Here is an 18,137-nt window from a genome sequence, read left to right on the forward strand (position 1 = left end):
ACTTCACACAGAGGGCGTCCGGCTGCTGCCGGGCGCCCTTTTTCCGTTTTTGCAGGCATACGCCAAACCGCGCAAAATACTTTGAACTTCAAAACGGTTGACAAATGGTTTTCTTTCTGATAAAATACAGAAATTGTAATTTCCTTTCGTTTGAACATCAAAACAAATTTTGGGAGGTGACTGCATGGACAGCGAGTCCGAAAAGATCAATAGCTTTCTGGTTTCGGTATTCAACAATATTCTTCGCATGGAAGAAGCCAGCCTGAAGGAACGAGCCGGCAATCTTTCCATGCGGGAAATGCATGTCATCGAAGCGGTCTGCGACGCTGTAACGCGCCAGCAAAACACCGCTTCAGAAATCGCTCTCTCCCAGAATATTACTGCCGGCACGCTTACTACCACGGTAAGCACCTTAGAGAAAAAAGGCTTTTTAATCCGCCGTCAGGACGACCGCGACAAACGCATGGTCCGAATTTTTCCCACGGAAAAAGGGAAGACTGCAAATGAAATTCATCAATCCTTTCACCACGAAATGGTATCTGCAATTCAATCGGTTTTGAAAGAAGATGAGTTAAAGGCTTTTGTCCGGGGACTGGCGGCCGTGCAGCACTTTTTTGAAAGTAAAAACAAGGATTAGAGGAGTGTAATACGATGGCAGTCAGAATTATAACGGACAGCACCTCGGACATTACGCCCGAACAGCAGAAAGAGTTTGGGGTTACCGTCGTTCCACTGCTGGTTCGCTTTGGGCAGGAGGAGTTTGTGGACGGGGTCACCCTGACCAATGAAGAATTTTACGAGCGGCTGCGGCACTGCGACACCCTTCCCACCACCGCGCAGGTAACGCCCGACCGCTTTACAGAGGTATTTGCTTCCATTCCTCCAGAAGATGAAATTGTGGGGATTTTCCTTTCCAGCGATATGAGCGGCACGTATCAATCCGCCTGCATCGCAAGGGATTTGATTGGCCGGAAGAATATTTTTCTGGTCGATTCCCGCAACGTGACCTTTGCCCTGGGCATTTTGGTGCTGGAAGCCGCGCGCCTGCGGGACGTGGGCGCGAACGGGGAAGCCATCAAGCGAGAAGTGGAAGCGCTGATTGAGCGGCTTCGCTTTTTCGCGGTGGTGGACATGCTCAAATACCTGAAAATGGGCGGCCGGCTTTCCTCCTCCTCTGCGCTGCTGGGCACCATGCTGCGCATTAAACCGATTATCACCTGCAGAGGCGGCCTGGTAGATGTGGTGGAAAAGCGGCAGGGCCGCAGGGCCGCGTTGGAAGCCATCGCCGAAAAAACACGGCTGGAGCGCCCCAATCCGAATCATCTGGTGGTGTTCGGCGACTCCGTAGCCCCCGAGCTGACCGAAATGCTTAAGGCGATGACCGCCGGGCTGTACGACCCCCAGCTGAGCCGGACCATGCCGCTCGGCTCTGTGGTGGGTACGCACGCCGGTCCCGGCTGTGCGGGAATCGCTTATTTTGTCTGATAAAAACGTCCGCTCCCTTTCCGGGAGTAACCAAATAACGGGATTCCCGTTTCGTGGGACGCACCGGACACAGATTGATTGTTCCCCGCTCCTCTGGAAATTTTTGGTAAAAAGAGAAAGGATTCATCACGATGAGTTTTCAATACTGGGAACCGGAAGCGCGTACCGCGTCCCAATTTTGCTGGATGAGCTCAACCGTTCGGGTGAATTGAAGCCCGGCTGCCTGCTTGCGCTAGTGGCGTTCGGCGATGGGCTCACCACGGGCGTCTGTGTCATCCGGTGGACCAAACATGAAACCGAAAGGATCTCTTAGTATGACTTACGAAACCGTAGTAAAGCTTCTGGCGCAGTACCGGGACATGGATACGGACGGAATCAGCATGGAAACCAAATTTGAGGACCTGGGCATCGATTCCCTCGATATGGTGGATCTGGTGATGGCACTGGAAGACGAATTCGGCGTGGAGCTGAATGTGGAAAATGAAAAAATCCTGACGGTACGTGATCTGGTGGAATTCATCGACAACCAGAAGCGCGGCGCGTCGGAAGAATAAATTGGTTGGCGGCTCCGGATTCCCGTGCGAATCCGGACGCTTTTTGTTATGTTCCTTTGCCTGTAAAGTTTGCAAACAGAGAAAGGGCGAATGCGAGGTTAAGTGCGCTTAGAAAAAGGAACGCAACCCGGAAACGACACTGGAAAAACGGGAGCGCTTTGCGCAGGAGGGCGGCGCGGAAAAGGACTGTTTATGGCCGGCCAGTCCGCCGCCCCAGTCCATAAGGAACAGCCCGCCGCTGAATCATCCCCGCGATGTTCACGCAGGCGGAAACTATACTGGAAAGAGGGATACCATGGATACGTTAGCATTTGTATTTTCCGGTCAGGGGGCTCAATACCCCGGCATGGGAAAAGAGCTTTACGAAACCTCTCCCGCCGCGCGGCGGGTCTTTGACGCGGCAGATGCCATCCGCCCCGGCACTTCAAAGCAGTGTTTTGAAGGAACCGCAGAGGAGCTTGCCCAGACGATTAACACGCAACCTTGTGTGTTCTGCATGGACCTGGCCGCGGCGGAAAGCCTGCGTGAAGCGGGGCTGGAACCGTGCGTTGCGGCGGGATTTTCGCTCGGTGAAGTCGCCGCGCTCACCTTTGCAGGTGCGTTTGATTTTGAAACCGGGTTCCGTTTGGTCTGCCGGCGCGCAGAATTTATGCAGGAGGCGGCGGAACGGTACGACGGTGCCATGGTCGCGGTGCTCCGGCTTCCCCCCGACACGGTGAAAGAGCTTTGTGAACGATTTGAAAACACTTATCCGGTCAACTACAACAGTGCGGCCCAAACGGTGGTTGCCCTGCTAAAAGCAAATCAGGAAGCATTTGTCAAAGCCGTGCAGGAAGCGGGAGGAAAGGCCGTTCCCCTGGCCGTGAGCGGCGGATTCCATTCCCCGTTTATGGACCGCGCGGCGGAACAGCTGAGGGAAGTGCTGGACGAGATTGAAATGAAGGACCCGAAGATTCCGGTTTATGCCAACAGCACTGCGCTTCCCTATGATAAGGATCCGAAGGATCTGCTTGCGCGCCAGGTCAACCACCCGGTGCTCTGGCAGAAAACAGTAGAAGCCATGGCGGCCGGCGGCATTGAAACCATGATTGAAGTCGGCCCCGGCAAAACGCTCTGTGGCCTGATTAAGAAAACCGCTCCCGGCGTGCGGATTTTGAACGTGGAAAACACAGCCGGAGTGGAAGCGGCAAAGGAAGCGTTTTCTGCAGAATAATCTCGCATCGAAAAAATTTTAAGGCCTGAATTGTATAAAAACCGCATACTTTCTTTGATAAACGAACAGAGGGGAAGGAATCAAATGGACGTAAAGCAAATTCAGGAGATTGCCGAAGTAATGCGCGACAACGGACTCACCCTGTTGGAGCTTACGCAGGGTGATGTTTCCCTGCGCATGGAGCGCCAGCCCGCTCAGAATATCATTATTCCGGCGCAGGGGCTTGGCCCCGCAGTAGCGGAAACCGCCCCTGCGGCAGCGCCGGAGCCCCACGCTCCGGCCGATCCCAACTGCGTAGAGGTAAAAGCCCCCATGGTGGGCGTGTTTTATCAGGCACCCGCACCGGATGCGGAACCGTTCGCACCGGTGGGTGCCCATGTGAACAAGGGCGACACCCTCTGCGTTATTGAAGCCATGAAGTTGATGAACGAAATCAACGCGGAATGCAGCGGCAAGGTGGCAGAAGTCTGCGTGAAAAACGGACAAACCGTGGAATACGGGCAGGTCCTGATGAAAATCATTCGGGAATAATTTGTGGAAGGAGCTGCACAGCAGTCTGATTCCGTTTCTGGAAACAAAGCACGGCATTTCACCGGAGGCGCTGATGGGGCTCGTTGCGCGCGGTTCCGCAGAATGGGAACCCCATAGCGGAATCTTAATTAGAAGATTAAAATTGCCTGTGAGCCAAGTCGCGGTTTACAGGCAATTTTGCTGTTTGAAAAATGGGGAATCCGTGATAAGATAGTAGGCGGAAACTCCGTTTCCCTCACGAAGAGTCTTAGATTGGAAGTCGAACCATATGATTTATCTGGATTACGCGGCAAACACCCCGGTCTGCGAGGAAGCGCTTCAGACCTTCTGCCAGGTGTCCCGCGAGTATATTGCAAACCCAAATTCCCCGCACGCGATGGGGCTGGCCGCGAAAGAGCGGCTGGACGAAGCAACGCGGCAAATTGCGCAGCTGCTTATGGTCGAGGAGGAGGAAATCATTTACACCTCCGGTGCAAGCGAATCCAACAACCTTGCCCTGCTGGGCGCGGCGGAGGAATATCAGAAATACGGCAAACACATTATCACCACTTATTTGGAGCATTCCTCCGTGAACGGCGCGGTGGCAGAGCTGCAAAACCGCGGGTTTGAAGTCGACTACGTCGGCCTAACCGAGGACGGCTTGGTGGACCCGGAGGAGCTGCGGGAGCTGCTGCGCGAGGATACGATTTTGGTTTCCATCTGTCAGGTAGACAGCGAAATCGGAATTCGCCAGCAGATCGGCGCCCTGGCAGCCGTAGTAAAAACCGCGCCGCACTGCCTGTTCCATGTGGATGCCACTCAGGCGGCAGGAAAAATCCCCTTGGAAACCGCACACGCCGACCTGATCACCTTTGCGCCCCATAAATTTTATGGGTTAAACGGCTGCGGCGTTCTGATTAAGAAAAAGAACATCCTGCTCCGCCCACAGATTCACGGCGGCATCAGTACCACTCCGTTCCGCAGCGGAACCCCGGCGCTGGCGCTCATCGCTTCCACAGCGAAGGCGCTTTCGGTCGCCGTCCAATCCATGGACGAGCGGTATCGCTATGTAGAGGGATTGAATCGGAAACTCACCGCCGCGCTCAGTAAATATAAGGGCGTGCGCATCAACAGCACAAAGCAGTCCGTCCCGTTCATTCTAAACCTCAGCATCCCAGGGGTAAAGACGGAACGGTTTCAAGAGGAGCTTTCCAACCGGGGCATCTGCCTTTCTACCAAATCGGCCTGCTGCGCACCCAACACGGTTTCGCGCCCGGTGTTCGCCTTAACTAAGGACCGCAGGGCAGCGCTTTCTACCCTGCGCATCAGCCTAAGCCACCTAACTACACAGGAGGAACTGGATACCTTTCTTGCCGCATTCGACGAGTGCTGGAAAAACAATGAACCGTAAAGAGAAAACTAAGAACCGTGTTAAATCAGGAAATTTGGCATGGCTCATGGAGTAAATGATAGAAGGAAGAAAAGATGGAAAAATACGAACAGGCCGAACGGAGCATCGTAAAAAAATACCGCCGGGAAATCTGGATTCCCTTCCTTTCGGCCATCAAGCAATACGACTTGATTCAGGAAGGCGATAAAATTGCCGTCTGCATTTCCGGTGGCAAAGATTCCATGCTGATGGCAAAGTGCATTCAGCACCTACAAAAATACAGTGAATTCCCGTTCGAGGTGGAATACCTGGTGATGGACCCCGGCTATAACGCAGTAAACCGGCAGCGGATTGAAGATAATGCGCAGGCGCTGAATCTCCCCATCAAAATCTTTGAGACCAAGATCTTCGACATCGTCGCCAAGGTGGACCAATCCCCCTGCTACCTGTGCGCCAAAATGCGCCGCGGGCACCTGTACAAGCACGCGCAGGATTTGGGGTGCAACAAAATCGCGCTCGGCCATCATTTTGATGATGTGATTGAAACCGTGCTGATGAGCATGTTTTACGGTGGAGAGTACAAAACCATGATGCCCAAGCTGCACAGCACCAATTACCCCGGTATGGAATTAATCCGCCCGATGTATATGGTAAAGGAAGCCGATATTATCGCATGGAAGCGCTACAATGACCTCAACTTCATTCAGTGCGCCTGCCGCTTTACGGAAAACTGCGTTTTGGGCGACAACGGCGGCGGCTCCAAACGGCAGGAAATGAAGGAACTGATTAAAAAACTTCGCCGCACCAGCCCTGGCATTGATAAAAACATTTTCCACAGCATTCATAATGTAAATTTGGAAACCATCATCGGCTGGCGGCGGGGCAGCGAACAGCACAGCTTTCTGGATGATTACGACCAAGAAGAGTAGGCCCTTCCTTCATTGGAACCTTCTGTTCCTAAAGTTTACCGCCCGGTACTCCCGCACACATGCGGGGCTGCCGGGCGGTTTTTTATGCTTTTTCCGGTGTGCAGCCGTTTTGTTCCTTTTCAACTTCCACCTATTAGTTGTACGTATAAGTTTCTACATCAATTTAATTTTATATTGACAGGTTTGCATTGCTGTTTTATTATATTATACATAGAAATCGCGGAAAACTAAGTTTAAAATTATGGGGATTGATCGTTTCCGGAGCACACGAGTTCTGTTTTAGAACGGCGGCTTCGAAACTGCTTTCGTCAGCGTTTCCCCTGCTCTCGGGAGCACATAACACCCTCCGCCGAAGAAAGGAACCGGAGCATGGGACTTCCAAAATACATGATCTTGGTCAATCGGATTAAGGATAAAATTGAAAACGGAGACTTGAAATACGGGGATAAGCTTTATTCCGAAAATGAGCTGAGCGCCATGTTCAACATGAGCCGCCAGACGGTTCGGCAGGCGCTGAATGTTCTGGCGCAGGAAAATTATGTGGAAAGCCGGCGCGGCAGCGGCACATACATTACATACGTACCCTACGCCAAGCGCCCCGCCACCCACACGGTGGGCGTGGTGACCACCTATGTGGGCGCCTATATTTTCCCGCAGATTATTCGCGGTATTGAAACCGTTCTGACGGAAAACGGCTACTCCATGCAGCTTGCCTTCACCCACAACAAAGTGCAGAACGAAAGCCGGGCGCTGCACTCCATGCTGGAAAAAGGAATCGATGGTTTGATTGTCGAGCCGACCCAAAGCGGACTGCCGAACCCCAACCTTGGGATTTATCAGGAAGCGGCTCGGCAGAATATCCCTGTTATCTTCATCAATAGCTTTTACCCGCAAATCAGCCTGCCCCACGTGTCCCTCGATGACCGCGCGGTCGGCTACACGGCCACGCAGCGGCTGATCCGTGCCGGGCACCGAAACATTGCAGGGGTCTTTAAGTCGGACGACAACCAGGGTCACCTGCGCTACGCTGGATATCTGGACGCGCTGTTAGAGGCAAAGCTGGAAATTCGCGACGAAAACGTGCTGTGGTATTCCACGGAAGACCTTTCCGACCTGCCGGTCGAACCGGAGCGCATCCTCCGCCGCCTCAACGGCTGCACGGGGCTGGTCTGCTACAACGACGAGCTGGCCTTAAAGCTGTACGATGTATTAAAATCTGCGGAGATTCGCGTACCGGAGGATGTATCCGTTGTCAGCGTAGATAATTCCGCTTTGGCAGAGCTTTGCGAAGTTCCGCTAACCTCGGTGGTTCATCCCTCGGAATCACTGGGAAGGACGGCGGCGGGCAACCTGCTCCGTTTGATTAGCGACCCGGGATTTCACGCAACGGTGGATTTCCTTCCGGAACTTGTGGAACGAAAATCAGTGCGTGATCTTACCGAACCCGGCCGGTAATACACTGGGCGGGCAAGAAATGATGGGGAAAATGGAAAGCACTGCTTTCCATTGATACATTTTCGGCAAAGTTGTATGTACAAATCCAACATATGAAATTACGGAGGTTGATTGAAATGGCAAAGTACGCAATCGGTTTAGACTACGGAACGCTTTCCGGCCGCGCAGTACTGGTCGATGTGAAAACAGGGGAGGAACTGGCCTCATCTGTTTACGATTACCCCCACGCGGTTATGGACCGCACCCTGCCGGACGGCACCCAGCTGGGGCACGACTGGGCACTACAGCATCCGCAGGATTACCTGGATGTGCTGGCGCACACGGTTCCGGAGGTTTTGAAGGAATCTGGCGTTTCCGCCGACGATGTGATTGGAATTGGCACGGACTTTACCGCCTGCACAGTGCTGCCGGTCAAAGCGGACGGCACCCCGCTGTGCTTCCTGCCGGAATACCGCAACCGCCCCCACGCCTATGTAAAGCTGTGGAAGCACCACGCCGCGCAGGATAAGGCGAACCAACTGAATCAAATTGCGCAGGAGCGCGGTGAAAGCTGGCTGCAGAACTACGGCGGAAAAATTTCCTCCGAATGGGCCATTCCGAAACTGTGGCAGATTCTGGACGAAGATCCGGAAATTTATAACGCGATGGACCGCTTTATTGAAGCGGCGGACTGGATTATCTGGCAGCTTTGCGGAAAAGAGACCCGCAATTCCTGCACTGCGGGTTACAAGGCCATCTGGAACAAGAAAACCGGCTATCCCTCCAACGATTTCTTCAAGGCGCTCGACCCACGGCTGGAACACGTGGTGGACGAAAAGCTTTCCCGCGACATTCTGCCCCTTGGCAGCCGTGCCGGCACGCTGACCTCTCAGGCGGCAAAGCTGACGGGCTTAAAGGAAGGCACCGCGGTGGCCGTAGGCAACGTGGACGCACACGTGTGCGTTCCGGCCGTGGGCATTGACGGCCCCGGCAAAATGCTGGCCATTATGGGCACCTCCACCTGCCACATCATGATGGGCACAGAGGAACATCAGGTTCCCGGCATGTGCGGCGTGGTGGAAGATGGCGTAATGCCAGGCTACTTCGGTTACGAGGCAGGCCAGTCCTGCGTGGGCGACCATTTCGCATGGTTTATCGACAACTGTTTACCCGCGTCCTATTACGAGGAAGCCAAGCAGCAGGGCAAAAACATCCACCGCTACCTGCGCGAAAAAGCGGAACGGCAAAAGCCCGGTGAAAGCGGCCTGCTGGCGCTGGATTGGTGGAACGGCAACCGCTCCGTGCTGGTGGACGTAGACCTGACCGGCATGATGCTGGGCATGACGCTGCAGACCAAGCCGGAGGAAATTTACCGCGCACTGATTGAGGCGACGGCCTACGGAACCCGCATGATTATTGAAAATTACCGCGAACATGGTGTTCCGGTGGAAGAATTCATCGCTTCCGGCGGCATTTCCCAGAAAGACCCCATGATCATGCAGATTTACGCGGACGTGATTAAAATGCCGATTAAAATCGCAGGCTCGCTGCAGGGCCCGGCGCTTGGCTCGGCCATTTTCGGCGCGGTCGCGGCCGGGGAGAAAGCCGGTGGCTACCGCAGCGTGTTCGACGCGGCGCGCGCCATGGGAAAAGTGAAGGACACCGTCTATACCCCCATTCCGGAGCATAGTGCGGTTTACGACAAACTGTTCGCGGAATACCGCACCCTGCACGACTATTTCGGCCGCGGGGCAAACAACGTGATGAAGCGCCTGAAGGAAATCAAAAAGCAGAGCTAAACAATACCGGCGTAATTCCTGTTATATCCTGCACTTATTATTCAATAATGATAAAAGGGAGGATTAAAAATGTCTGCGTTGAAAAAATACGAATTCTGGTTTGTGGTCGGAAGTCAGGACCTGTACGGCGAAGAGGTGCTAAAAACCGTCAATCAGCACGCGAAAGCCATGGTGGACGGCTGGAACGCCGATCCGGCAATCCCTTGCACGTTGGTGTTCAAGCCGGTGGTGCGCAACTCGGATGAAATTGATAAGGTCCTCACCGAAGCAAACAACGACGAAGCCTGCACCGGAGTCATTACCTGGATGCATACATTCTCCCCGTCAAAAATGTGGATTCGCGGTTTGAGCGTGTTCCATAAGCCGCTGTTACATATCAACACCCAGTTCAACCGCGACATTCCATGGGACCGCATCGATATGGACTTTATGAACCTAAACCAGTCCGCCCATGGTGACCGGGAACACGGTTACATTCTTGCCCGCATGCGTATTCCCCAGAAGGTGATTGCCGGCTACTGGGAGGACCCGAAGCTGCGCGAGCGCATGGCACGCTGGATGCGTGCGGCGGTCGGCGCACAGGAAAGCCGCCGTCTGCGCGTGCTGCGCATCAGCGACAATATGCGCGAGGTTGCCGTGACCGAAGGCGACAAAGTAGAAGCACACATCAAATTCGGCTGGCAGGTTGACCACTACGGCGTGGGCGACATTATCCGTATGGTGGATGCCGTGACGGAAACGGAAATTGACGAACAGATGAAGGAGTACGCCGAGCGGTACGATATGGACACACAGAATGTGGAGTCCGTGCGGTATCAGGCGCGCGAGGAAGTTGCCCTCCGGAAATTCCTAGAGGAAGGCAAGTTTGGCGCGTTCCACACCAATTTCCAGGATTTGCAGCAACTGCGCCAGCTGCCCGGCCTTGCCGTGCAGGATTTGATGCGCCAGGGCTACGGCTTTGCGGGCGAGGGCGACTGGAAAACCGCCGCGCTCTGCCGCATTATGAAGTTGATGACCGCCGACTGCAAGGGCGGCACTGCCTTTATGGAAGACTATACCTATCACTTTAACCCAGACTGCGCCATGAACATGGGCGCGCATATGCTGGAGGTTTGCCCCTCCGTCGCGTGCGAACGCCCGAAAATCCGCGTCGTACCGCTGGGCATTGGCGACCGGGAGGATCCGGCCCGCCTGACCTTCAAGGCTGCCTCCGGCCCCGCCGTGCTGGCCACTATTATCGACATGGGCGACCGGTTCCGCATGATTGTAAACGATGTAATCTGCCAGGAACAGACCCACGAGATGCCAAACCTCCCGGTCGCGGCCGTTCTGTGGAAGCCCCTTCCCAGTCTGGAAACCTCTGCCGAAGCGTGGATTTACGCCGGCGGTGCGCACCACTCCGTCCTCAGCTATGCCCTGACGGCAGAAGAACTGCGTGACTTTGCCGAAATTATGGATATTGAATTCATCCACATCGGCGCGCACACCGATATTAACGAACTGCGCCGCGAACTAACCTGGAACGACGTGGTATGGAAGCTGAAAAAATAATCTTTGGAGGAAACCAATATGCTGGAACAACTGAAGGAACAGGTCTGCCGCGCAAACCGGATGCTGCCGGAGCATCATCTGGTGGTGTTCACCTGGGGCAATGTTTCCGGGTTTGACCGCAAAAGCGGATTGTTTGTCATAAAGCCCTCCGGCGTGGACTACCGTGAACTGAAACCGGAAGATATGGTTGTGGTCAACCTGAAAGGGGAAAAGGTAGAGGGACGGCTCAACCCCTCCTCCGATACCCCGACCCATTGTGTCCTGTATAATAAGTTCCCGGAAATCGGGGGCATTGTGCACACGCATTCCCGCTGGGCAACCATCTGGGCACAGGCCGGCCGCAGCATTCCCGCCTATGGCACTACCCACGGCGACTATTTTTACGGTACCATTCCCTGCACCCGTACCATGACACCGGAGGAAATCGCTGGGGAATACGAGAAAGAAACCGGCAACGTCATTGTGGAAACCTTTGACGGCAAGAACCCAAATGATATCCCCGCGGTGCTGGTTCATTCCCACGGGCCGTTCACCTGGGGCAAAGACTGCTTTGAAGCGGTCCACAACTCGGTGGTTCTGGAGGAACTGGCCATGATGGCGTGGCACACAGAGGCCATTGCGCCGAACCCCGGCCGCTCCATGCAGCAGGAACTGCTGGATAAGCACTATCTGCGCAAGCACGGCGCAAACGCCTATTACGGGCAGAAATAAACCCGAAAGCTGACCGGGTACTCTTCATCTATCCCACCAAAAATTAAAATCGACGCAGGAACCGCGAAATCGGTACGGTTCCTGCGTTTTTGTATTTTTCCCCTTTCGTTCGGTGGAACGGAATGCCGGAAACGCCCCCTTCTTTTCCACCCCGCTTGCCGTTTCGGTGGAAAACATCGGCGTGTGCTTTGCCTTCTTAACACAGCCGCAAAATTTCATGTGATTTTCACATAGCCCTCATTTTTAATTCTCATTTCCATTTTTATTCTGAAACAGTGAATTGAACAATCAGAAAGAAGGCTGGATGATTTATGAAAAAAATAGCGGCCGTAATCGTAGGCACCGCGCTTTTTATGAATCTATTTGCCTGCAGTAACCAAACTAGCAGCTCAGCAAGCGGTACCGCTTCCGGTTCCGGAAGCTCGACTGTGACGGGGCAGGTTACGACGATCAGCGGAAACTCCTACACGCTAAAATTAGGAACGATAACCGGCAGCAAATCCACGGACGGCTCGGGCGGAGTTCCTGCGGACAACGCACCGTCAGGCGGCAAGCCAACTGGAAATACACCAACCGGCAGCGCGCCATCCGGTGACAAGCTGAATGGAAATGCACCAACCGGCAGCGCGCCATCCGGTGACAAGCAAACTGGAAATCCTCCAACTGGCAGCGCGCCCTCGGGCAATAAGCCAGACGGAAACCCGCCGGCTGGCGGCCCCGGCAATGGCGGGGGAAACTTTAAAACCTTCACGGCTGGCAGCGAAAGTCTCACCATTACCATTAATGACAGCACTTCCGTTACCATTGAGGGCAAAGATAATAACGTGACCGGCAAAGCAAGTTCCATCAAAGTCGGCGACGTGCTGGAAGTTCAGCTTGGCGAAAACCATACGGCAACAGCCGTCACGGTCAAAAATCTTAGCGGGGGCGGTTTCGGCGGATCCAGCCAGGTTACCAACGGCACCTCTGCCAACACCATTAAGGAATCCGCAACCATTACAGACACAACCTATACTTCCTCCGGGGACGACGAAAATGCCCTGCGGATTGACGGAGTGACTGCCACATTAAAAAATATTACCGTCAATAAGTCCGGCGGAAAAACATCCAACACGGAAAATGGGGACTTCTACGGGCAAAATGCCGGGCTATTGGCCCTGAACGGCGCGAACGTTACCATATCCGGTGCTAATGTGACAACAAACGCCCAGAACGGCAACGGTGTTTTCAGTTACGGAAAAGGAACCACTGTGACCATCAGCGACTCCAAAATCACGACATCAAAGGATAACTCCGGCGGAATCCAGACTACCGGAGGCGGAACCACCAATGCAAAGAATCTGACCGTTTCCACCTCCGGGAACTCTTCTGCGGCAATCCGCTCCGACCGCGGTGGCGGGACGGTGGTGGTGGACGGCGGCACCTATAAAACGTCCGGAACCGGCTCGCCTGCCATTTATTCCACTGCCGCCATTTCGGTCAGCAACGCCACGCTGAGCGCGGCAAATTCCGAAGCGCTGGTCATTGAGGGATTAAACTCCATTTCCTTAAAAAATTGCAGTCTAACCGGAAACATGACCGCCACCAAAACAAACGACGGCTCCGAAAATCTGCATAATATCATGCTTTACCAGTCCATGTCTGGAGATGCCCAGGTGGGGACCTCTAAGCTCTCCGTGAGCGGGGGCTCCATTACCGCAAAATCCGGCGATATGTTTTATGTCACCAATACCAGCAGCGTCATTACTCTGGACAGCGTAACGCTGAACCTGGCAAATGAAAACCTGCTTACGGTGGCGGGCAACTCTTCCAGCCGCGGATGGGGAACCGCGGGCAAAAACGGTGGGCAGCTGACCTTTTCTGCCGCGAACATGAACCTGACCGGCAAAGTAACGGTTGACACCATCTCTACCTTGAATTTCACCCTAGGCGAAGGCAGCAGCTTGAAAGGAACCATTAATATCGTGAAAAATGCTGCAGGCGGTACGGCTGTTTCAAACAACGCCGTGGTCACGATAGCAAAGGGCGCTACCTGGAACCTGACCGGAAACTGCTCGGTGACAAGCCTGACCAATAACGGTACAATTCATTACAATGGATATACCATTACCCTGGCAGACGGAACCGTTCTGAAGGGTTAAACCGGAATCCGACATGGCACACAAGGGCCCAGGGCCCGCATCGCTAGATAAGGGATGTGGGGCCCTGCGTCCTAAGTATTTTTCTTCATTACCAGCACTAATTTATATTTTTTGCCCGTATTTCTACCCATTATGTAAACCATTGAAGATAACTGAGAGGGGCAAAGGCCATACATTTTCCGGGGTATTGCGGCCATCCTACCCTTTCGGTTTCTTTGGTTTTCTACATTGTGTCTGGTTTTATGAAAAGGTCTTGACATTCAGCTTGGAACGTGTTATTATACTTAAGCGCTGTTAAAAATGCTGGCGTAGCTCAGTTGGTAGAGCAGCTGATTTGTAATCAGCAGGTCGGGGGTTCAAGTCCGTCTGCCAGCTCCAATGTGGATGTACGGCGGCGAAATGAGTTGCCGCCGCGCACCGCACGAACCGCGCCAATTGAATATGGAGGAGTTCCCGAGTGGCCAAAGGGGGCAGACTGTAAATCTGTTGCTTTATAGCTTCGATGGTCCGAATCCATCCTCCTCCACCAAAAGCAGTATGTTGCAAAGAACATACTGCTTTTTTCTTTGTAAATACTATTTAAAACTTCTGGAGGATGGATTCGGAAGCCCGTTTAGAAAACGTGCCTGTGGCACGTTTTTAGGGCGTGGACTTCCTGCGCAGTGCAGTTGTGCCACAACAGCGGCAAGCGTGTAACCAGCCAATTACAATATCCTCCTCCACCAAAAGCAGTATGTTGCAAAGAACATACTGCTTTTTTCTTTGTAAATACTATTTAAAACTTCTGGAGGATGGATTCGGAAGCCCGTTTAGAAAACGTGCCTGTGGCACGTTTTTAGGGCGTGGACTTCCTGCGCAGTGCAGTTGTGCCACAACAGCGGCAAGCGTGTAACCAGCCAATTACAATATCCTCCTCCACCAAAAGCAGTATGTTGCAAAGAACATACTGCTTTTTTCTTTGTAAATACTATTTAAAACTTCTGGAGGATGGATTCGGAAGCCCGTTTAGAAAACGTGCCTGTGGCACGTTTTTAGGGCGTGGACTTCCTGCGCAGTGCAGTTGTGCCACAACAGCGGCAAGCGCGCAGCCAGTACCTGTTCGCTTTTCGGATAGGCGTAGCTGATGAACCGTCGAAGACACAATTCCGTGCTTCTTTCACCGAATGTCCCTGCGGGTTGACAAGGGCCTTTAAACATGATATGCTTTTTACGACACGAAGCCATGAAGGCTTCTCTGCACCCTTAAAATTATTTTGTGACAAAATGAAACCCATGAAGGGCTCGCAAAGCCCTTTGTGGGTTATTTTTTGATTGGAGGAGTATCCATGCATATTCCTGACGGTTACCTGGCGCCGCAGACCACGGTTCCGGCCCTGGTGGGAATGGTACCCTTATGGTCGGTCGCGTTCCGCAAGGTAAAAAGGACATTGAGTGAAAAGAAAATCCCTGCATTGGCGCTTTGCGCCGCCTTTTCGTTTTTGGTAATGATGTTCAACATCCCGGTGGCAGGTGGAAGCTCCGCGCACGCAGTCGGTGCGGTTCTAATCGCGATTCTGCTTGGGCCGTGGGCTGCCGTTCTCTCCGTTTCCACCGCGCTTCTGATTCAGGCGCTGGTGTTTGGGGATGGGGGAGTGCTGGCGTTTGGAATAAATTGCCTGAATATGGCGGTCGTTATGCCGTTCGCTGGTTACGCCGCATATCGCTCGATTGCCGGAAATTCCAGGCCGGGCAGTCGGAGAAACCTGATAGCTTCCTTTGTCGGCGGGTATGTTGGGCTGAATCTTGCCGCCTTCTGCGCCTCCGTGGAATTCGGAATTCAGCCTCTTCTGTTCAAGGCTGCGGACGGCAGTGCGCTTTACTGTCCTTATCCGCTGTCGGTTTCCGTTCCGTCCATGATGTTTGCACACGGCCTGATTGCAGGCCCGATTGAGGCAGCCGTCACTACGGCCGCTGTGGCCTATCTTGCTAAGGCCGCGCCCGAATTGTTTGCGGCGGCAGGGATTGCGCCGCAGTCTTCCGCCTCCGGCTCCTTCTGGAAACGGTATAAAGCCATGCTGATTCCCCTCGTGGGACTCGTAGTTTTGACGCCGCTTGGTTTGATTGCCACCGGAACCGCTTGGGGCGAATGGAGCACCGATGAACTGATGGAACGCCTGGGCCATATTCCACAAGGGTTAGAAATGATGGCGGACAAATGGGGCGCCCTGCTGCCGGATTATTCCCTGCCTGCGCTGGGAAGCGGTCAGGCAGGCGCCGTAGGCGGCTATCTTCTGTCCGCCGTAATTGGTATTCTGCTGGTTGCGGCATTGATTTTGTGCCTGTCCGCGCTCATAATCAAAACGCAGAAAGGAAAAACCAAAGGTGACGCCACAAAAGAAAAACGCTGAGTTGCAGCCGGAGGACATCCCGCGCTGGCTGCTGGAAACGAACCCAGATGATGCGGCCCCGTTCCCGCAGCGCCGCACACATTTTATTTCCAAAACCATCCGCCGTATTGCGGAAATCTTTGAAAACGAATTTATCTGCGAACGGTATGCCGCCCTGCCAAATTTCTTACAGCTGCTGGATGCCCGGTGCAAACTGTGCGTATTTCTGGCCTTTCTGCTTTTATCTGCATTTTCTTCCAGCCTGGTTGTTTTAACCGCTCTTGCGGTTGTCGCGTTCCTTTATGCATGCCTTTCCGGGCTGGACTGGAAAGCGTTCCTGCGAAGGGTGTGGGGATATGTACCGCTGCTGGTTCTGGTATTTTCCCTTCCCGGCGCTTCCAGCTTGGTGACCAAAGGGGAACCTCTCTTTTTTCTGCTCCCGCCCGGAACTGCGGGATGGGCGGACGGCCTTTTCTTTTCCGCCGCGGGGCTGACCGCAGCAGTACGGCTGGCGCTGCGCTCCGGCGTTTCGCTCTCCTTCTCGTTCCTATTTTTGCTGACCACACGCTGGGCGGATTTCACCGGCGCGCTTTCCGCCCTGCATGTTCCGGACTTGTTTCTTTCCATCCTGAATATGGCGTACCGCTACCTTTTCGTCATATCGGAACAGGCGATCAGTATGATGGAGGCCCGCTTCCTGCGCACGGTCGGAACCCTAGGCACGGGGAAAAACCGTCGCTTTATGGGCCGGAGTATGGCGTATCTTTTTTTAAAGTCACATCTTCTCAGCGAAGAAATATACGATGCGATGGCCTGCCGGTGCTTTAGCGGCAAACCGGTGACCATACGGGAGCGGAAGTGGAGTGTCTCTGATTCCCTTTTCGCCTTGAATAACACGCTCATCATTCTGATTCTGATTGTGGGGGAACAGCTCTTTTGAAAAGCAACGAATGGAATCCAACGCATTGTGCCGAAATTTTCCGGCTGGAGCATATCAGCTACGCCTATCCGCAAAGCGAACCGGTACTAAAGGATTTAAGTCTGCACGTAACGGCAGGGGAGCGGCTGAGCATTCTTGGCGCAAACGGCTGCGGAAAATCAACCCTGCTCAAAATCTTAGCCGGTCTTCTTTTTCCGCAGAGCGGAACCTTGACAGCGTTTGGAACGCCGATCAGCGAAAAGACGTTTCCCAGCCTTTCCGGTTTGTACCACCGCAAGGTGGGGTTCATTTTTCAGGATTCCGAGGTTCAGTTGTTTTGCAGCACCGTACTGGAAGAGCTTGCGTTCGGCCCGCTTCAGCTTGGCCTTTCTAAAGAAACGGTACGAACCCGAATCGACGAACTCGCCGCCATGCTGGGCATTGAATCCCTGCTGGAAAAACCGCCGTTCCGCCTGAGCGGCGGCGAGAAGAAAAAGGTTGCAATCGGCAGCGTTTTGATGATGAACCCGGATGTTCTGATTCTGGACGAGCCCACCAACAGTCTGGATCCCCGGTCGCAAACCTGGCTGCTGCGGCTGCTGCAGGCCCTGAGCAAAGCCGGAAAAACGCTGATTTTTTCGACACATAATCTGGACCTGGTCCCCCAGATTTCCGACCGGGCCGTCTTGTTTGACGAAGACCATTCCATCGCCGCCGATCTTCCGGTCCGACTGCTGCTGAAGGACACAGAACTTTTAAAACGGGTGAACCTGGTGGACGAGCATTTTCACACACATCCGTGGGATTTCCTGCAAGGCGAAACCGAATAAACGGAATAAAACAAAGAGGAACGGGAACGTTCCTCTATTTCTTTTGCGGCAGTTGCCAGACACAGATTGTATTTTAATAAAAAACAGCAGAGGCTTCAGAAAGAAGCCTCTGCCGTTCAAGCTAGTATTTAATTTTCTCTTGAGAAATAAAGCTGTCCAACTTAACCATCCCCCAATTCTATTGTGTAATTGGTCTCAGGCTGTTTGAAACACTTATCCATCTCAATTCCAATTAAACCTTTGCTTTTACGGGTACATCAACGGTACCCGATTCTATTTTGTGCTTTCACCCGTCCATTATGCAC

Annotated in this window: 18 protein-coding genes and 2 tRNA genes; 18 read left to right on the forward strand and 2 right to left on the reverse strand. The window is 53.5% G+C overall.

All coding sequences use genetic code 11. The annotated features are described in order from the left end of the window. The first annotated feature begins 184 nt into the window (after positions 1-184). From ACSVDI_RS00515 to ACSVDI_RS00585, 15 genes are all read left to right on the forward strand, one after another. Positions 185-637 carry a MarR family winged helix-turn-helix transcriptional regulator gene (locus tag ACSVDI_RS00515; RefSeq protein ID WP_457943929.1) on the forward strand — a complete coding sequence of 151 codons (453 nt, stop codon included), beginning with the start codon at positions 185-187 and terminating at the stop codon, positions 635-637. A 14-nt stretch (positions 638-651) separates the two neighbouring features. Continuing rightward, positions 652-1,485 (forward strand): DegV family protein, encoded by an 834-nt coding sequence (locus ACSVDI_RS00520; RefSeq protein ID WP_457943931.1) that lies wholly within the window; start codon positions 652-654, stop codon positions 1,483-1,485. Next, positions 1,460-1,798 (forward strand): 3-oxoacyl-[acyl-carrier-protein] synthase III C-terminal domain-containing protein, encoded by a 339-nt coding sequence (locus ACSVDI_RS00525; RefSeq protein ID WP_457943933.1) that lies wholly within the window; start codon positions 1,460-1,462, stop codon positions 1,796-1,798. Before ACSVDI_RS00520 ends, ACSVDI_RS00525 begins: the two co-directional genes overlap by 26 nt. Then, positions 1,776-2,039 carry an acyl carrier protein gene (locus ACSVDI_RS00530; RefSeq protein ID WP_457943934.1) on the forward strand — a complete coding sequence of 88 codons (264 nt, stop codon included), beginning with the start codon at positions 1,776-1,778 and terminating at the stop codon, positions 2,037-2,039. Before ACSVDI_RS00525 ends, ACSVDI_RS00530 begins: the two co-directional genes overlap by 23 nt. A 295-nt stretch (positions 2,040-2,334) precedes the next feature. Beyond that, on the forward strand, positions 2,335-3,252 hold the full coding sequence (gene fabD / locus ACSVDI_RS00535; RefSeq protein ID WP_457943936.1) for an ACP S-malonyltransferase: 918 nt from the start codon (positions 2,335-2,337) through the stop codon (positions 3,250-3,252). A gap of 84 nt (positions 3,253-3,336) precedes the next feature. Then, positions 3,337-3,783: an acetyl-CoA carboxylase biotin carboxyl carrier protein gene (gene accB / locus ACSVDI_RS00540; protein WP_457943937.1), complete on the forward strand. Its 447-nt coding sequence runs from the start codon at positions 3,337-3,339 to the stop codon at positions 3,781-3,783. A gap of 268 nt (positions 3,784-4,051) precedes the next feature. Next, positions 4,052-5,173, forward strand: a complete 1,122-nt coding sequence (locus tag ACSVDI_RS00545; protein WP_457943939.1) for a cysteine desulfurase family protein — start codon at positions 4,052-4,054, stop codon at positions 5,171-5,173. Between the two features lie 74 nt (positions 5,174-5,247). After that, a complete protein-coding gene (locus ACSVDI_RS00550; protein WP_457943940.1) occupies positions 5,248-6,081 on the forward strand; it encodes a tRNA lysidine(34) synthetase in 834 nt (277 codons plus the stop codon). 369 nt (positions 6,082-6,450) lie between these two features. Continuing rightward, positions 6,451-7,536, forward strand: a complete 1,086-nt coding sequence (locus tag ACSVDI_RS00555) for a substrate-binding domain-containing protein (protein ID WP_457943941.1) — start codon at positions 6,451-6,453, stop codon at positions 7,534-7,536. A gap of 116 nt (positions 7,537-7,652) precedes the next feature. Continuing rightward, positions 7,653-9,314, forward strand: coding sequence for a ribulokinase (gene araB, locus ACSVDI_RS00560; RefSeq protein WP_457943943.1), 1,662 nt, complete (start codon positions 7,653-7,655; stop codon positions 9,312-9,314). 69 nt (positions 9,315-9,383) lie between these two features. After that, on the forward strand, positions 9,384-10,865 hold the full coding sequence (gene araA / locus ACSVDI_RS00565) for an L-arabinose isomerase (RefSeq protein WP_457943945.1): 1,482 nt from the start codon (positions 9,384-9,386) through the stop codon (positions 10,863-10,865). Between the two features lie 18 nt (positions 10,866-10,883). After that, positions 10,884-11,576: an L-ribulose-5-phosphate 4-epimerase gene (araD, locus tag ACSVDI_RS00570; RefSeq protein ID WP_457943947.1), complete on the forward strand. Its 693-nt coding sequence runs from the start codon at positions 10,884-10,886 to the stop codon at positions 11,574-11,576. A 311-nt stretch (positions 11,577-11,887) separates the two neighbouring features. Continuing rightward, positions 11,888-13,717: a beta strand repeat-containing protein gene (locus ACSVDI_RS00575; RefSeq protein ID WP_457943949.1), complete on the forward strand. Its 1,830-nt coding sequence runs from the start codon at positions 11,888-11,890 to the stop codon at positions 13,715-13,717. A 302-nt stretch (positions 13,718-14,019) separates the two neighbouring features. After that, positions 14,020-14,095: transfer RNA gene (locus tag ACSVDI_RS00580), tRNA-Thr, on the forward strand. A gap of 65 nt (positions 14,096-14,160) precedes the next feature. Continuing rightward, positions 14,161-14,246: transfer RNA gene (locus tag ACSVDI_RS00585), tRNA-Tyr, on the forward strand. A 46-nt stretch (positions 14,247-14,292) separates the two neighbouring features. Here ACSVDI_RS00585 and ACSVDI_RS00590 read toward each other — a convergent pair. Both ACSVDI_RS00590 and ACSVDI_RS00595 read right to left on the reverse strand, forming a co-directional pair. Beyond that, positions 14,293-14,421 (reverse strand): hypothetical protein, encoded by a 129-nt coding sequence (locus ACSVDI_RS00590; RefSeq protein WP_457943951.1) that lies wholly within the window; start codon positions 14,419-14,421, stop codon positions 14,293-14,295. A 67-nt stretch (positions 14,422-14,488) separates the two neighbouring features. After that, entirely contained in the window at positions 14,489-14,617 is a 129-nt protein-coding gene (locus ACSVDI_RS00595; RefSeq protein ID WP_457943951.1) for a hypothetical protein, read from the reverse strand. A 425-nt stretch (positions 14,618-15,042) separates the two neighbouring features. Between ACSVDI_RS00595 and cbiM the strand changes: the two genes are divergently transcribed. From cbiM to ACSVDI_RS00610, 3 genes are read left to right on the forward strand one after another with little or no spacing between them, the layout of a single operon-like run. Then, positions 15,043-16,104, forward strand: coding sequence for a cobalt transporter CbiM (gene cbiM, locus ACSVDI_RS00600; RefSeq protein WP_457943952.1), 1,062 nt, complete (start codon positions 15,043-15,045; stop codon positions 16,102-16,104). Then, positions 16,079-17,023 carry a cobalt ECF transporter T component CbiQ gene (gene cbiQ / locus ACSVDI_RS00605; protein ID WP_457943954.1) on the forward strand — a complete coding sequence of 315 codons (945 nt, stop codon included), beginning with the start codon at positions 16,079-16,081 and terminating at the stop codon, positions 17,021-17,023. Before cbiM ends, cbiQ begins: the two co-directional genes overlap by 26 nt. Then, on the forward strand, positions 17,020-17,832 hold the full coding sequence (locus ACSVDI_RS00610; RefSeq protein ID WP_457943956.1) for an energy-coupling factor ABC transporter ATP-binding protein: 813 nt from the start codon (positions 17,020-17,022) through the stop codon (positions 17,830-17,832). Before cbiQ ends, ACSVDI_RS00610 begins: the two co-directional genes overlap by 4 nt. The last annotated feature ends 305 nt before the right edge of the window (positions 17,833-18,137 follow it).

It is taken from the genome of Caproiciproducens sp. LBM24188, from assembly GCF_054130445.1.

Coding starts and splice junctions, on each gene's coding strand:
- accB (WP_457943937.1), top strand. CDS start 3,337: ATGGACGTAAAGCAAATTCAGGAGATTGCCGAAGTAATGCGCGACAAC.
- ACSVDI_RS00575 (WP_457943949.1), top strand. CDS start 11,888: ATGAAAAAAATAGCGGCCGTAATCGTAGGCACCGCGCTTTTTATGAAT.
- ACSVDI_RS00530 (WP_457943934.1), top strand. CDS start 1,776: ATGAAACCGAAAGGATCTCTTAGTATGACTTACGAAACCGTAGTAAAG.
- ACSVDI_RS00555 (WP_457943941.1), top strand. CDS start 6,451: ATGGGACTTCCAAAATACATGATCTTGGTCAATCGGATTAAGGATAAA.
- ACSVDI_RS00550 (WP_457943940.1), top strand. CDS start 5,248: ATGGAAAAATACGAACAGGCCGAACGGAGCATCGTAAAAAAATACCGC.
- ACSVDI_RS00545 (WP_457943939.1), top strand. CDS start 4,052: ATGATTTATCTGGATTACGCGGCAAACACCCCGGTCTGCGAGGAAGCG.
- cbiM (WP_457943952.1), top strand. CDS start 15,043: ATGCATATTCCTGACGGTTACCTGGCGCCGCAGACCACGGTTCCGGCC.
- araB (WP_457943943.1), top strand. CDS start 7,653: ATGGCAAAGTACGCAATCGGTTTAGACTACGGAACGCTTTCCGGCCGC.
- ACSVDI_RS00520 (WP_457943931.1), top strand. CDS start 652: ATGGCAGTCAGAATTATAACGGACAGCACCTCGGACATTACGCCCGAA.
- fabD (WP_457943936.1), top strand. CDS start 2,335: ATGGATACGTTAGCATTTGTATTTTCCGGTCAGGGGGCTCAATACCCC.
- araA (WP_457943945.1), top strand. CDS start 9,384: ATGTCTGCGTTGAAAAAATACGAATTCTGGTTTGTGGTCGGAAGTCAG.
- araD (WP_457943947.1), top strand. CDS start 10,884: ATGCTGGAACAACTGAAGGAACAGGTCTGCCGCGCAAACCGGATGCTG.
- ACSVDI_RS00515 (WP_457943929.1), top strand. CDS start 185: ATGGACAGCGAGTCCGAAAAGATCAATAGCTTTCTGGTTTCGGTATTC.